8 protein-coding genes are annotated in these 14,585 nt (G+C 71.4%); 4 read left to right on the top strand and 4 right to left on the bottom strand.

The features are described from left to right. Positions 1 to 246: 246 nt before the first annotated feature. Positions 247 to 3,114, bottom strand: coding sequence for a glycosyl hydrolase family 95 catalytic domain-containing protein (locus ACMTAK_RS13895; RefSeq protein ID WP_413806530.1), 2,868 nt, complete (start codon positions 3,112 to 3,114; stop codon positions 247 to 249). 149 nt (positions 3,115 to 3,263) lie between these two features. Between ACMTAK_RS13895 and ACMTAK_RS13890 the strand changes: the two genes are divergently transcribed. Next, positions 3,264 to 5,114, top strand: a complete 1,851-nt coding sequence (locus ACMTAK_RS13890; protein ID WP_413806529.1) for a glycoside hydrolase family 97 protein — start codon at positions 3,264 to 3,266, stop codon at positions 5,112 to 5,114. A 448-nt stretch (positions 5,115 to 5,562) separates the two neighbouring features. Here the strand turns inward: ACMTAK_RS13890 and ACMTAK_RS13885 are convergent, their stop codons facing one another. Beyond that, entirely contained in the window at positions 5,563 to 6,387 is an 825-nt protein-coding gene (locus tag ACMTAK_RS13885) for a TetR family transcriptional regulator (protein ID WP_413806528.1), read from the bottom strand. A 115-nt stretch (positions 6,388 to 6,502) separates the two neighbouring features. Next, positions 6,503 to 8,341, bottom strand: a complete 1,839-nt coding sequence (locus ACMTAK_RS13880) for a 3-hydroxyacyl-CoA dehydrogenase family protein (RefSeq protein WP_413806527.1) — start codon at positions 8,339 to 8,341, stop codon at positions 6,503 to 6,505. A 394-nt stretch (positions 8,342 to 8,735) separates the two neighbouring features. On the opposite strand from ACMTAK_RS13880, the gene ACMTAK_RS13875 reads away from it, so the two are divergent. Then, complete coding sequence (locus ACMTAK_RS13875) at positions 8,736 to 9,416, top strand: HEAT repeat domain-containing protein (RefSeq protein WP_044569041.1); 681 nt, start codon at positions 8,736 to 8,738, stop codon at positions 9,414 to 9,416. Between the two features lie 47 nt (positions 9,417 to 9,463). Here ACMTAK_RS13875 and ACMTAK_RS13870 read toward each other — a convergent pair whose 3' ends face one another. Beyond that, entirely contained in the window at positions 9,464 to 10,516 is a 1,053-nt protein-coding gene (locus ACMTAK_RS13870; protein WP_413806526.1) for an Rv2578c family radical SAM protein, read from the bottom strand. Positions 10,517 to 10,675: 159 nt separating this feature from the next. Here ACMTAK_RS13870 and ACMTAK_RS13865 point away from each other — a divergent pair, with 159 nt between their 5' ends. Both ACMTAK_RS13865 and ACMTAK_RS13860 read left to right on the top strand, forming a co-directional pair. Next, positions 10,676 to 11,119, top strand: a complete 444-nt coding sequence (locus tag ACMTAK_RS13865; RefSeq protein WP_262705376.1) for an SRPBCC family protein — start codon at positions 10,676 to 10,678, stop codon at positions 11,117 to 11,119. 355 nt (positions 11,120 to 11,474) lie between these two features. Then, positions 11,475 to 13,934, top strand: a complete 2,460-nt coding sequence (locus ACMTAK_RS13860; RefSeq protein ID WP_413812876.1) for an MFS transporter — start codon at positions 11,475 to 11,477, stop codon at positions 13,932 to 13,934. The last annotated feature ends 651 nt before the right edge of the window (positions 13,935 to 14,585 follow it).

Raw genomic sequence — 14,585 nt, 5'->3', positions numbered from 1 at the left:
CGGGTGCCTGGTGACGCAGGCGTTGTCCGGGCGCGCAAAGCGGTTTGCGGGGACAGCCGACGCACGATGGTTGGCAGTGCGCCGGCCGCCCGGACATCATCACCGTATGGCACTCTGTGCCACCTCGCAAGACACTGGGTGCCAACAATTTCCCTCAGTTGTCATCTCCAGTGCACACATGAGCAACAACGGCCGCCCCAAGCGGGGCGGCCGTCGCGGTGTGGATCCCGTCGTGCGCGTCCTTCGTCAGTCGTCCTTCTCCAGTGAGAGGGCGAAGATATGCGCCCGTGCGGTGCCCGAGGGGGCGCCCAAGGTGATCGCCGAAAGCTCCTTGCCCGGGTCCAGCTCCACCACCTGGTGGAAGATCGCGGCCTTGGTGCCCAACGGGCCGGTGCGGGTGTGGATCTGACTCGTCCGCACCGCTTCCGTCTCCCCGTACGCCGGACCCGACATCCAGGCCGTCAGCTGGATGGTCAGCTTGCCGGTGGAGCCGTCGCCATACGTGGCCTCGGCGGGGACGGACACATTGCCGGTGTCGCCCGCGCCCAGCACATGCAGCTTCGTATAGCCGCCCGCCGCGACCGTGACCTTCTGACCCGCGGCGATGACATTGTTGTTGGAGCCCTCGCTGCCATTGGTGAACGCGAAGGTGATCCCGTCGTCCTCGGTCTGCCCGGTCTGCGGCAGCTGCGCCATCGGATAGGTGCGGCCCGTACCGTCGAAGTCGCCGTCCCCGTAGTACATCTCGGTGGTGATGGCGTCGTTGTCGAAGTGCCCGGTCAGATCGACCTGGGTGACCGCGCCCGCCTGCGGCAGCTCCGGCAGGCCCCAGGGCTCGGCCGGGGTGGTGACCTTCACCGGGGCGATCAGGAAGTCCGGCCGGGCGCCGGCCGGGTAGATCACCGCCTCATCCTCCCGGTCCAGCTCCAGCTCGACCTCGCCGTTCCCCAGGTCACGCCACTTCGGCGCCGGGCCGCCCACCCCGGCGACCGCGACCCGGCCGCCGATCGAGTGGCGGACGCGGCAGGGCTCCCCGGCCAGGCTGCGCACCCGCACCCAGCGCGTCGTCCCGCCCGTACGCACCCCGCTGACCAGGAACGCGCCCTGAGTACGGAAGTCGTGCAGCGTGACGTCCCGCCACTCGCCCGGCACCCCGGGGAAGAAGCGGATGGTCCCGCCCCAGCTCTGGCAGAGCATGTCGTGGATCGCCTGTGCGCCCGACAGCGGGGTCTCGATCACCGGACCCGCCTCGTAGTAGTGGGTGTTGGGCTGGATGAACCGCGCCACCAGCTCCCGCAGATACTTCAGCGCGTCATCGCCGAGCCCCATCTGCGTCGAGATCGAGGCCGCGCCCGAGAAGCTGTAGCCGCGCAGCGCGCCCTCGAAGCTGATCCAGTGCTCCAGCGAGCGGGCGATCAGGTCCCGGTGTTCCTTCTGGTCCCAGTTGACCAGGTAGAGCGGGTAGACCGAGAGCATATGGGAGTAGTGGCGGTGGGACTTGGCGAAGGGGACACCGGTGCCGATCATGAAGCCGTTCTCGTCCACCGGATAGTCGACCAGCTTCTCCAGCACCTCGCGCCACTTGGGCACCAGCGGATCGTCCTTGTCCAGCAACTCGACCGTGGTCAGCAGGGTCTGGCAGGACCAGCGCAGCAGCGCCAGGTCGTAGTTGCAGTCCGGGGCCGCGCCGTACTCGGGGGAGAAGGTCTTCGGCAGGTGCAGCCTGCCGTCCGGCTGCTGGGTGAGGAAGTGGAGGTAGTAGTTGGTGGAGCGGCGCAGCAGCGGATAGAGCACGTCCTCCAGCAGGCCCCGGTCCATGGTGTGGCGGTAGCTCAGCCAGACGTTGTGCAGCGCCCAGGGCAGATCGCCGACCTCGGGAGAGTCCCCGACGCCCGGCACCGGCACCGTGCCGTTGTCCTCGCACTGCGCGTCCGTGGAGCGGCGCAGCCCGGCCGAGTCGGCGCGGTACTCGGGTTTGAGGCCGCTGATGAGCACGTCGGTGTTCTCGGCGAGGGTGCGCGGAATCGCGTCAAGCTCCAGGTGGTTGGAGCCGTGCACCGGCCAGTACTCCAGCTGGACGTTGAGGTTCCACCACACCCCGGGCCACGGCGTCGGCTCCACCCACGGGCCGGTGGTGGCCATGACGGGGGCGTGCTCACGGGCGGCGCAGGCCAGCTTGTAGAGCTGGATCCAGTAGAAGCTCTGGAGCATCCCGTCGGGCACCGAGATGAAGCTCTTGCGGTAGAAGCGGTGCCACCACTCGTAGTGGGTGCGCCGCAGGCTGGAGACCGGCAGCGCGGACGCCTTGCGCACGGTGGTACGCGCCCGGCCCTCCGCGTCCGTACCCGGGAAGGAGTGCGCCACGGCCAGGTAGTACGTGCGCTCCCGGCCGCTGCCGCGCTGCTTGTACGCGCTCACCGTCTGCCCGCCCGCCACCAGCGACTGGACGGTGACGCCGAGCCCGTCCTCGGTGCGGCTGACCGGGGCCGGGTTGGGCTCGAAGCCCTTCGGCGGATCCTCGCGGACGATGCGCGGACTGACCGCCGGTGAGGGCTTGAACTCCCAGCGGAACCCCTCCTCGCCGGCGCTCGCCTCGACGGTGGCCAGCAGCATGGTGCGGTCGTTGTGCACCAGCGCTCGGAGCTTCAGCTTCCCCTTGTCCGTGGTGACCGTGCCGCGCAGCTCGGCGTTCCACAGATCCAGTCGCAGATCGACGCCGGTGATGGCGCCGACCGGGCGCAGCAGCAGATTGCCCACCGGGAGCCGCGCCACGCCCCAGTCGCTGCCGCCTTCGGTGGGCCGGTGGTCCTGCGCCTCGCTGTGGTGGACCGTGAAGCGCAGCGCGTTCTCCCCGGGCTCCTGGTAGATCATCGAGCCGAGCAGACCATTGCCGAGGAACGGCCCCTCGTACCACGTTCTCGGCAAGCGCTTCCAGAGCAGATCCTGACCGCTGAGGAAGCGCTCCCACTCCTGGTCGGTGCGCATGCCGCGCAGGGTCACCGATTGCTGTGGCTGTGCGGCCGCCTCCTGCTCGGGGAGGGCCACGCCGACGGCCGTGCTCGCGGCCGCGCCCGCCGCCACCCGGCCCAGGAACCCACGTCTGCTGACTGGCATCCCGATCTTCTCCCGTCCCCGAAGCGACCAGATTGCTCCGATGATTTGGCTAGACGGGAGCGTAGAAACGGGCTGATGATGCGTCAAGGCACCCGATTGCTCTGATGTATCGAGCGCCGTGTCGAGGGTGCGGTGAACGAGGAGGAACGATGCAAACGGCACGATCAAAGGTCACCAGAGCCGTGGCCGCCCTCGCCTGCGCGGCCGCCGTGCTGGTGCCGCTCCGGGCGGCGGCGGCATCGGACGGTCGTGCGCAGGACTGGCGGCTAACCGGAATGGGACAGGTCAGCGGCGAGCTCAAGCTGAACAACGAGGGCGCGCTGACCCTGACCGCGAGCCATGGCTCCACCACCGTGCTGCGGCCGTCGGGGCTGGGCATCCGCACCGCCGAGACCGATTTCAGCAAAGGCTTGCGGTTCGCCGGGCGCAGTGACCGCAAGGTCCACGAGACCTATACGACCACCACCGGCCGCCGCACCCAGCACACCTCCGACGCCTCCGAGTCGACCTTCACCTTCCGCAAGGACGGGCGGACGCTGAAGGTGGTCATCCGGGTCTCCGCCGACGGGCTGGCCTACCGCTATGTGCTGCCGGACAAGGGGACGGTCACCGTGCTCGGCGAGAGCACCGAGTACGCCGTCCCGCCGTCCGCCGACTCCTTCCTCCTGCCGTACGACAACGGCCGCCAGGACTACGAGTCCGCCCATGACCACGGCACGGTGGCCGACGCCAAGGCGGGCGACTACGGCTATCCGTCGCTCTTCCACATCGGCTCCAGCTGGATGCTGATCGAGGAGGCGGACCTCAACAGCTCCTACGGCGGCTCCCGGCTCACGCTCGACTCCGCCACCGACCGCTTCAAGCTCACCCTCCCCGACCCCGCCGAGGTCAGCGGCCCCGGGCTGACCACCCCCTGGCGGACCATGGTCATCGGCGACCTCGCCACCGTCACCGAGAGCGATCTGCCGACCGATCTGGCCGCCCCTTCCAAGGTCGCCGACACCTCCTGGATCAAGCCGGGCAAGGCGGCCTGGTCCTGGTGGTCGGACGGACAGAGCCCGACCAGCCTGGACGCCCAGAAGAAGTTCGTGGACTTCGCGGCGCGTGAGGGCTGGGAGTACATCCTGGTGGACTCCGGCTGGAGCGACTCCTGGATGCCCGAGCTGACCGCGTACGCCAAGGAGAAGGGCGTCGGCGTCTGGCTGTGGGCCCGCTGGCAGACCATCGACGCGCAGAGTGAGCGGGACCGGCTGTTCCCGCTGTGGAAGTCCTGGGGGATCGCCGGGCTGAAGATCGACTTCCTGGAGTCGGACGGCCAGGACCGGATGCGCTGGTACGACGCGGTCTTCAAGGACAGCGCCCGGCACAAGCTGATGCTGAACTTCCACGGCGCCACGATCCCGCGCGGGCAGGAGCGGACCTGGCCGCAGCTGATGAGCACCGAGGCGGTCAAGGGCGCCGAGGGCACCCGCCCCAAGCCGGGCCGCCAGCCCTTCCCGGCGGCGCACTACACGACCCTGCCCTTCACCCGGAACCTCATCGGGCCCATGGACTTCACGCCGGCGACCTTCACCGGCGTGCGGCCCACGAGTGACGCGGCCGAACTCGCGCTCTCGGTCGTCTACGAGTCCGGGGTGCAGCACTTCGCCGACAGCGTCGAGTCCTACGAGAGCAGGCCGCTCGAGCTGAAGTTCCTGAACCAGGTGCCCACGGTGTGGGACGAGACAAAGCTGGTCGACGGCGACCCCGGCGACCGCGCCGTCCTGGCGCGCCGCTCCGGCGACACCTGGTACCTGGGCGCGATCACCTCGGGCGAGGCCCGCACGCTGGACGAGCCGCTGAGCTTCCTCGGCAAGGGCGGCTGGCGGATCGAGGTGTGGAAGGACGGCCCGGACGGAAAGGTCGTCACCGAGACCCAGGAGGTCACGGCGACCTCCCGGCTCAAGGTGGACGTCCCGAAGAACGGTGGCTTCGCCGCGAAGCTGACCAGGACCAGCTGAGGCGCCCGCGCCGCGCCGCCCCGCACCGGGGCGGCGCAGGCGCGGCTCGGGCGGGACCTGCCTGTGGGGGGCGGGTCCCGCCCTTCCTCTCTGCCGCGACGGCGTGGTCCGGCGGTGCCGAACTGCCTGTTCGGCGGGCCGCCGGGTCGGGGGTCGGTCTGTGGGCGGGGCGGGTGCCGCCCCTCGTCTCCGCCGCGACGGCGGGGCGCCCGACGGTGCAGTCCGGCGGTGCCGAACTGCCTGTTCGGCGGGCCGCCGGGTCGGGGGTCGGCCTGTGGGCGGGGCGGGTGCCGCCCTCGTCTCCGCCGCGACGGCGGGGCGCCCGACGGCGCAGTCCGGCGGTGCCGGACCAACCGCATGGGCGGGCAGTCCCAGCCCAGGACGGGGTTCACCAAGCCCGGGGGGCGAGCCCAGAACCGGCGAACCCCGGCTAGCCCAAGCGCCAGCGTTAGCGCTGCAACGCTTCCTTGATCGTCCGCATGACCTCCGTCAGCGGCGCGTCCGTCCGCGCCACCATCACCACCACCTCGTCCTCCTCCTTCGCCGAGACCGACGCCGCGGGGCGCCCGCCGGCCACGGCGGGACGTCCCCCGATGCCGGTCCCAAAGGTCTCGCGGACGATCGCGAACGCGTGGTCCAGCTGGGACTCCACATCGCCCTCGCCGCGCGCCCGCAGCCAGCGCCGCAGCACATGGTTGTGGGCCGTGACCACGGCCGACGCGGCGACCTCGGCCAGCAGCGGATCGTCATCGCCGTCGTGGTGGGCGCCCTCGTCGAAGTGGCCCAGCAGATAGCGGGTGAACAGCCGCTCGTAGCGGGCCACCGAGGCGATCTCCCGCTCCCGCAGCGCCGGTACCTCCCGGGTCAGCCGGTAGCGCTCCACGGAAACGGCCGGCGAGGCCGCGTACATCCGCATGACCTCTTTGATCCCGCGGCACACGGTGTCGAGAGGGTTCTCATGCGGAGGCGCCGCGTCCAGCACCGCCGCCGCCCGCACCAACGTGTCGTCGTGGTCCGGGAAGATCGCCTCTTCCTTGGAGCGGAAGTGCCGGAAGAAGGTGCGCCGGGCCACCCCCGCCCTGGCCGCGATCTCGTCGACGGTCGTCGCCTCGTACCCCTGCGTCGCGAACAACTCCATCGCCGCGGCCGCGAGTTTGCGGCGCATGGACAGACGCTGAGCCGCGGCGCGGCGGCTTCCCGCGCTCTCACCGCCACCGGATGAGGGGGTTCGTTTCGTACGCTCCGTACGCGTGGCCTTCACGGGCTGGGACATGTGGGGAACGTAACACGCTTGTGAGTGCCGGTGCGGGGCCAGACCAATGGAAGGCTCCAGCAGCCCGCCCCACCGGGTACCGGAGTCAGACGGTCCGCCCCACCCGGAGACGTACTCAGGCTTTGGCATACTCGCGGAAGCCGCGCCCGGTCTTGCGTCCGAGGCACCCGGCGGCCACCAGATGCTCCAGCAGCGGCGCCGGCGCCAGGCCCGGCTCGCGGAACTCCCGGTGCAGCACCTGCTCGATGGCCAGCGACACATCGAGCCCCACGACGTCGAGCAGTTCGAAGGGGCCCATCGGATAGCCGCCGCCCAGTTTCATCGCGGCGTCGATGGCGTCCGGGGTGGCGTAGTGCTCCTGGACCATCTTCACGGCGTTGTTGAGGTACGGGAACAGCAGGGCGTTCACGATGAACCCCGCCCGGTCGCCGCAGTCCACCGGGTGTTTGCGCACCGCCGCGCACACGGCGTGCGCGGTCGCGCGCACATCGTCCGCGGTCAGCACGGTGTGCACCACCTCGACCAGCTTCATCGCGGGCGCCGGGTTGAAGAAGTGCAGGCCCACCACGTCCTGCGGGCGCGAGGTCGCCCGCGCGCAGGCGACGACCGGCAGCGAGGAGGTGGTCGTGGCCAGCACCGCGCCCGGTTTGCAGACCTTGTCCAGCACCCGGAACAGCTCCTGCTTGACCACCAGGTCCTCGGCCACCGCCTCCACGGCCAGGTCCACGTCGGCGAACGCGTCGAGCGCGTCGGCCGGGGTGATCCGCGCCAGCGTCTGCTCCCTGGCCTGCTCGGTCATCCGCCCCTTGGACACCGACCTTTTCAGGGATTTCCCTATGCGGGCCTTCGCCGCCGCGGCCTTCTCCGGGGTCCGGCCGGCCAGCACCACCTCCAGGCCCGCCTTGGCGAAGACCTCGGCGATCCCGGAGGCCATCGTGCCCGAGCCGGCGACCCCGACGGCGCGCACCGGGCGCGCCCCCTCCGTGGAGCGCCCCACCTCGGCCGTCGCGGCGTCGGCGACGATCGTGCCGCTGCCCGGCGCCTCGTACGTGTAGAAGCCGCGGCCCGCCTTACGGCCGGTGAGACCGGCCTGGGCGAGCTGCCCCAGGATGGGCGCGGGTGCGTGCAGCCGGTCGCCGGAGGCGGCGTACATGGCCTCCAGGACGGTGCGGGCGGTGTCGACGCCGATCAGGTCGAGCAGGGCCAGCGGGCCCATCGGCAGTCCGCAGCCGAGCTTCATCGCGGCGTCGATGTCCTCCCGCGCCGCGTACTTGGCCTCGTACATCGCGGCGGCCTGGTTGAGATAGCCGAACAGCAGCCCGTCGGCGACGAACCCGGGCCGGTCGCCGAGCGCCACCGGCTCCTTGCCCAGATCGCGGGCGAGCGCGGTGACCGCTTCGACGGCGGCGGGGGCGGTCAACACGCTGGAGACGATCTCGACGAGCCTCATCGCGGGCGCCGGATTGAAGAAGTGCAGACCCAGGACCCGCTCCGGATGGGCGGACTCGGCGGCCAGCCGGGTCACCGACAGCGCGTTGGTGCCGGTCGCGAGGATCGCGGCGGGGCCGACCACGGTGTCCAGCTCGGCGAAGACCTCGTGCTTGGTGTCGTAGTCCTCCGGCACCACCTCGATCACCAGCTCCGCTCCGGCGGCGGCGCGCAGATCGGTGGAGACGCGGAAGCGGTCGAGGATCCCGGTCCGCTCCCGTTCGCTGATCCGCTCGCGGTGCACGGCGCGGGCGGTGGCGACCTCGAGCGCGGTGACGGCTCGGCGGCAGGCGCTTTCGTCGATGTCGATGCCGATCACCTCGCGGCCCGCCCGGGCCAGGATCTCGGCGATGCCGGTGCCCATCGTGCCGAGCCCGACGACGGCGACAGTAGTGAGCGAGGCCCGGGAGGGGGAGAGATCAGAGGGGGACGTAGTGCTGACGCCGGTGTGTGGGAGACGGTCCATCGCGGACTCCAGAGGGTGTTCCCCGGATGCGGGGATGAAGTGACGACTGAGGGGAGCTCGTGTCATGCCACTGCTGCCGTTCACGCCACGCATGTGCGGGAGGCTGACGCGGCTGACACAAATCCCCGACGGAAGGGCTTGCACGCTCCCTTACGGACAGCGCCGCACGGAGGAAACTGCCCGTGGGAGACACGCGGCCGGCCCTGTCCCGGGGCCGTGCCTCAACTGCTGTTCTGGAACTGCCGAACCGACGTCACACAAGGCGGCTGCGTCACCAGGCCGCCGGAGCAGGGGTACTGCTCGTGTCGCCATATTAACTCGCGGGTAACCAAGATGCCAGAGCTCAAAGTGAGGCCGTGCCGGAACGCGGCCCACCGGGGAGGGGAGACCTCGTATGGACGATGAATTCCGGACGCTGACGGAGCGGGTGCGGGCCTCGCTCTCAACCCCCCAGGAAACCGCGGCCCATGCCTCGCTGCTCGCGCTCGTGCGCCAGGGCACCCCCGCCGCGCGTGAACAGCTGGCCCGCATCCTCGTCGCGCCGGAGCAGCCGCTGTGGGCCCGGGAGACGGCCGCCTTCGTGCTCGGCAGCGCCAAAGACCGCCGGGCCTTCGAAACCCTTGTCCTCCTGCTCAACTACCGCGAGCCGGCCCGCTGTGCGACCGCCGCCCGGGTACTGGCCCGGCTCGGCGATCCGCGCACCGCGCGGGCCGCCGCCGCCCTGGCCACGAACCCGCTGCGCACCGCGTACTCCCTGCACCCCATCCGGCTGCTGGTGGAGCTGCGGGCCCCCGAGTCCGTACCGGCTCTGGTGGCCGCCCTGGAACGGCAGTTGGCGGCCCGCGACCGGCACTGGGCGATCGCCCGCGCCTGCGTGGAGGGCCTGGGCGCGATCGGCGACGAGCGCGCCATCCCCGCCCTGACCGCCGCCGCCCAGCACATACGCCTCAGCGCGGCGGCCGCCGCCGCCCTGGCCCGGATCACCGGCGAGGGCGCCGTCACGGGTGGGGGCGCGCCGGAGCCGGCGGGCCAGGGCGGCGCGGCGGAGAAGGTGGGTGAGGCACGGGTGCCGTGAGAGGGAGCTGGGGGCGGGTTTTCAGAGCAGTGACAGCTGGGGCCGGTTCAGAGCAGTGACAGCTGGGCCGGCGGCGAGTCGGCCCGGGACTCCGGCTCCTCCTCGGTCCGGGCGTCCGGCTTCTCGGACACATTGCGGTGGGCGCCCGACGCGTACGGGCCGATGCCGTACTCGGTGGCGAAGTCGTGCACCATCCCGGTGATCCGCCGCTGGTACCACTTCGGGGCGTAGGACCCGCCCTCGTACAGCGCGTCGTACCGCCGCAGCAGCCGGGGATGGTGGTGGGTGAGCCAGGCGGTGAACCACTCGCGGGCACCCGGGCGCAGATGGAGCACCAGCGGGGTCACGGAGCTGGCGCCGGCCTCCGCGATCGCCCTTACGGTGGCCCGCAGTTGCTCGGGGGAGTCGCCGAGGAAGGGGATCACCGGGGCCATCAGCACACCGCACGGGATCCCGTGGGAGGACAGCGTCCGCACGGCGTCCAGGCGCCGCTCGGGCGAGGGCGTGCCCGGTTCTACGGTGCGCCACAGCTCGCCGTCGGTGAAGCCGACCGAGACCGAGACGCCTATGTCGGTGACGCGTGACGCCCGCCGCAGCAGCTCCAGATCGCGCAGGACAAGGGTGCCCTTGGTGAGGATCGAGAAGGGGTTGGCGCGCTCCGTGAGCGCCGTAAGGATGCCGGGCATGAGCCGGTAGCGGCCCTCGGCGCGCTGGTAGCAGTCCACGTTGGTGCCCATGGCGATGTGCTCACCGGTCCAGCGGCGGGAGGCCAGCTCGCGGCGGAGCAGCTCCGGTGCGTTGGTCTTCACCACGATCTGGGAGTCGAAGCCGATCCCGGTGTCCAGGTCGAGATAGCTGTGGGTCTTGCGCGCGAAGCAGTAGACGCAGGCGTGGGAGCAGCCGCGGTACGGATTCACCGTCCACTCGAACGGCATCCGGGAGGCCCCGGGCACCCGGTTGATGATCGAGCGCGCCCGGATCTCGTGGAAGGTGATCCCGCGGAACTCCGGGGTGTCGAAGGTCCGGGTGGTCACCGCGTCCGCGGCGAAGAGGGCCGGGGTGGCCGCCGTGTCATCTCGGGTCAGGTTGTCCCAGCGCATCGAAGGCACCTCCGGGTCTCGCTCGTTACCACAATAGAACACATGTTTGATTGATTTTCGTCAACCCCGGATTTGGGCCGGTGCCCCTGAGGTGGTTGGCTTGCGCCTGTCAGGGCGCCATGGGCTGAAGGCGCCACGTCGAGGGCGGAAGGAAATGCGATGGGGCAGGTCGAGGCCACCACGGAGCGGATCGTCACGGGTAAGCCCGAGGATGTGTTCGACGCGATCGCCGACTACCGCGACACCCGCCCCCGGCTCCTCCCGCAGCAGTTCAGCGAGTACGAGGTGCGCGAGGGCGGCGACGGCGAGGGCACCGTCGTGCACTGGAAGCTCCAGGCCACCAGCAAGCGGGTGCGCGACTGTCTGCTGGAGGTCTCCGAGCCGTCCGACGGCCGGCTGGTCGAGAAGGACCGCAACTCCTCGATGGTCACCACCTGGACCGTCACCCCGGCGGGTGAGGGGAAGTCGCGGGTCGTCGTCACCTCCACCTGGACCGGCGCGACCGGCATCGGCGGCTTCTTCGAGCGGACCTTCGCCCCCAAGGGGCTGGCCCGGATCTACGACGAACTGCTGGCCAAGCTCGCCGCCGAGACGGCCGAATAGCGCCCATGGGCGCCACTTATGGCGCCCATGGTCTCATGATCCCGTCCTGTCCCGCCCCGTCCCGGCCTCGTCTCCTGGACCGAAGGTCACACTCACCGGTTCGGGTGGTTTTCTCCGCGGTCCCGCATACCCCCGTACACACTCTCACCGGGGCGAATGCCGTCCGCGGCCCCTCGTCGGCGATTCGTCGCTGTTTGCCCCCCGTTGCGCATGATGCGAGAAATGGGCCGCGCAGACGTGACGAGGGGAGAAGGACGTGGGCGGCACCACCGGGACCACCGGCGCCACCGTGCCGAAGCGGCGAGAGAGCCGCGAGCACGGCGGATACGAACCGGCGGGCCTTCCCGCCCACGCCATCGACGACGGAACCGGAACCGGCGGCGCCGGGGCGGGTGCGCCGGCGCCGCCCCCGGCGGACGGCGCCGCCCCGGCGCCCGCCCCGCTCAGCCCGGCCCGGGTGCGGATGGTCTTCTTCGGGCTGATGCTCGCGCTGCTGCTCGCGGCCCTCGACCAGACCATCGTCGCCACCGCCCTCCCCGAGGTGGTCGGCGAACTCCACGGTCTGGGCAAGATGTCCTGGACCGTCACCTCCTACCTCCTCGCGGTCACCGTCGTCCTCCCGCTCTACGGCAAGCTGGGCGATCTCATCGGCCGTAAGAGCGTCTTCGTCTTCGCGATCGTCGTCTTCATCGCAGGATCCGCGCTCGCGGGCTGGTCACGCACGATGGAGGAGCTGATCGCCTTCCGGGCCGTGCAGGGGGTGGGCGCCGGCGGTCTGATGATCGGCGTCCAGGCGATCATGGCCGATATTGTTCCCCCGCGGGAGCGTGGCCGCTATATGGGGCTCATCGGCGCCGCGTTCGGGCTCGCCTCGGTGGCCGGGCCGCTGCTCGGCGGGTTCTTCACCGACCATGCCTCCTGGCGCTGGTGCTTCTACGTCAACGTCCCCTTCGGGCTGCTCACCCTCGCCGTCGTGGCCGCCGTCCTCAAGGTGCCCGAGCCGCCGCGGCGGGCCCGCTTCGACTATCTGGGCGCGCTGTTCCTGTCCCTGTTCTCCACCTGCGCGGTGCTGCTGACGAGTTGGGGCGGCACGGAGTACGCGTGGGGCTCCCGCGTCATCCTCGGGCTCGCCCTGGGGGCCGCGGGTTCGGCGATCCTCTTCGTCGTCGTGGAGTGCGTCGTCCCCGAACCCATCATCCCCATGCGGCTGTTCCGCGACTCGGTCTTCTGCGTCAGCGGGCTGATCGGTGCCGTCATCGGCGTCGCACTCTTCGGCGCCGCCAGCTATCTGCCGACCTTCCTCCAGATGGTCGACGGTGTCTCGGCCACCGAGTCGGGGCTGTTGATGGTGCCCATGATGGGCGGCATGGTGCTGGCCTCCATCCTCTCCGGCCACCTCATCAGCACCACCGGCCGCTACAAGGTCTTCCCCGTCGTCGGCGGGCTGATCTCCATCGCCGGCATGTGGCTGCTCTCCCGGCTGGAGGAGGACACCTCCCGCCAGGACTACAGCCTGTGGATGGGCGTCCTCGGGCTCGGCATCGGGCTCGTCCTGCCGGTGCTCATCCTCGCCGTGCAGAACTCCGTTCCCGCGGCCGACCTCGGCTCGGCCACCAGCGCCAACAACTACTTCCGGCAGATCGGCGGCAGCGTCGGCGCGGCCGTCTTCGGCACGCTCTTCGCCAACCGGCTCACCGACCGCCTCCAGGTCGACCTGCCCTCCGGGGCGGCGTACGGGAGCGGCGGCGACGGAACCGGCCTGCCCGACCCCGACTCCGTCACCCCGCAGATGGTGCACGCCATGCCGGGCGCCCTGCGTGACGGCTACATCGCGGCGTACGCCCACGCCATACCGCGGATCTTCCTCTATCTCGTGCCGGTGCTCGTCCTGGGCTTCCTGCTCGCCTTCCTCCTGAAGGAGAAACCTCTGGTGTCCCACACCGACTATGCCGTCCAGCAAGACCCGCAAGATCTGCACGACCCCGTGGTGCCGGCCGCGCGCACGGGCACCCGGCCCCGGCATGCCGTCGCCTCGCCCACCGCGCCACCGCCCACCGCGGGCGTCCCGGTCTGCGGCACGGTCCAGCACCACGACGGCACCTCGGTCCCACGGGCGGCCCTGACCCTCATCGACGTCGGCGGACGCCAGATCGGGCGCGGTGCCACCGGGGAGGACGGGCGGTACGCGCTGAGCACGCCCGGCGCCGGGTCGTACGTCCTGATCGCGGCGGCCGGCGGCCACCAGCCGCGGGCGGTCAGCGTCACCGTCGGGGACCGGCCGGTCGAACTGGACGTGGTGCTCGGCGGCGCGGGCCGGCTCGCCGGTGCCGTCCTTACGGCGGACGGCACGCCCGTAAGGGAGGCGACGGTCACCCTGACCGATGTGCGCGGCGAGGTCGTCGCGGCCACCCGCAGCGGTCGCGAAGGTGGCTATGTGATGGACGAGTTGGTGGCGGGCGAGTACACCCTCGCCGCCAGCGCCCCCGCGTTCCGCCCCGCCGCCCTCCCCGTCACCGTCCAGGCCGCCCGCGAGACCCGGCAGGACATCGAACTGGCCGGTGGCGCGGTCCTGCGCGGAGTCGTCCGGGCCACCGGCGGCCGGGTGGTGGAGGACGCCCGGGTCACGCTGCTGGACGCGGCGGGCAACGTGGTCGACACGGCGACCACGGGCCCCGAAGGCGCGTTCCGCTTCATCGACCTGTCGGCGGGCGAGTACACGGTCATCGCGGCCGGCTACCCACCGGTGGCGACGGTCCTCCAGATCGCGGGCGGCGGCCGCACGGAGCGCGATCTCCAACTGGGCTACGAGGACTAGGGCCCTTCTGACGGATCTCCGCGGCGTCGCGGCGCCCTGCACGCACTCTCGGCGCACCGCGCGAAACCCCAAGTAGCTCCGCTACGAGGGCTTCCGCGCGGCACGCCGAGAGCACGCTCCCGCAGCTACCGCTGGGAGGTGCCCCCTGACGCCGCTCCTTCCTCCACGGAGATCCGCCAGAAGGACCCTAGGGGTGTCCGGTGGATCGTCCGGCGGATCGTGACGCCCGCGGCGGGCTGTCCCCTCCCCGCCCCTTCCCGCAACTGGGGCCCTGCCCCAGACCCCGGCCGGACGACCCGGATACGCGCGGTCATCCGCCGCGCCGGCGTGCCGGCCGCGATCAGCCCGCCCGGTGCGGGTTTTCGCGGCGGCGATGGTCGGCTCGCCGACCCCCGGAGTGCGGGGGCGAAGCGGAACCGGGGCTCCGCCTGAGCCCCCCGGCCGGATGCCCCGGAGGCGTGCGGGCGTCCGCCCGGTCATCCGCCGCGCCGCCGCGCCGACAGCGATCAGCCCGCCGGTGCGGGGTGTTCACGCCCTCACCCCCGCCGCGAACAGCGCCCGCCCAGGGACGCCCTGGCCCTCTGCTCACCGGTCAGCCGCTCGGCCACCGCGTCGCAGGCGGCGTGGTCGGCGCCCTGGCCGGTGAGCTGA

Source organism: Streptomyces lacaronensis (assembly GCF_047337785.1).
Lineage (GTDB): Bacteria > Actinomycetota > Actinomycetes > Streptomycetales > Streptomycetaceae > Streptomyces > Streptomyces lycopersici.
The sequence above is the reverse complement of the archived record's forward strand: the minus strand, read 5'-3'. Positions and strand labels throughout refer to the sequence as shown.

Excerpts from the sequence above, each read along its gene's own strand:
- ACMTAK_RS13895 (WP_413806530.1), bottom strand. The coding sequence starts at position 3,114 with ATGCCAGTCAGCAGACGTGGGTTCCTGGGCCGGGTGGCGGCGGGCGCG.
- ACMTAK_RS13890 (WP_413806529.1), top strand. The coding sequence starts at position 3,264 with ATGCAAACGGCACGATCAAAGGTCACCAGAGCCGTGGCCGCCCTCGCC.
- ACMTAK_RS13885 (WP_413806528.1), bottom strand. The coding sequence starts at position 6,387 with ATGTCCCAGCCCGTGAAGGCCACGCGTACGGAGCGTACGAAACGAACC.
- ACMTAK_RS13880 (WP_413806527.1), bottom strand. The coding sequence starts at position 8,341 with ATGGACCGTCTCCCACACACCGGCGTCAGCACTACGTCCCCCTCTGAT.
- ACMTAK_RS13875 (WP_044569041.1), top strand. The coding sequence starts at position 8,736 with ATGGACGATGAATTCCGGACGCTGACGGAGCGGGTGCGGGCCTCGCTC.
- ACMTAK_RS13870 (WP_413806526.1), bottom strand. The coding sequence starts at position 10,516 with ATGCGCTGGGACAACCTGACCCGAGATGACACGGCGGCCACCCCGGCC.
- ACMTAK_RS13865 (WP_262705376.1), top strand. The coding sequence starts at position 10,676 with ATGGGGCAGGTCGAGGCCACCACGGAGCGGATCGTCACGGGTAAGCCC.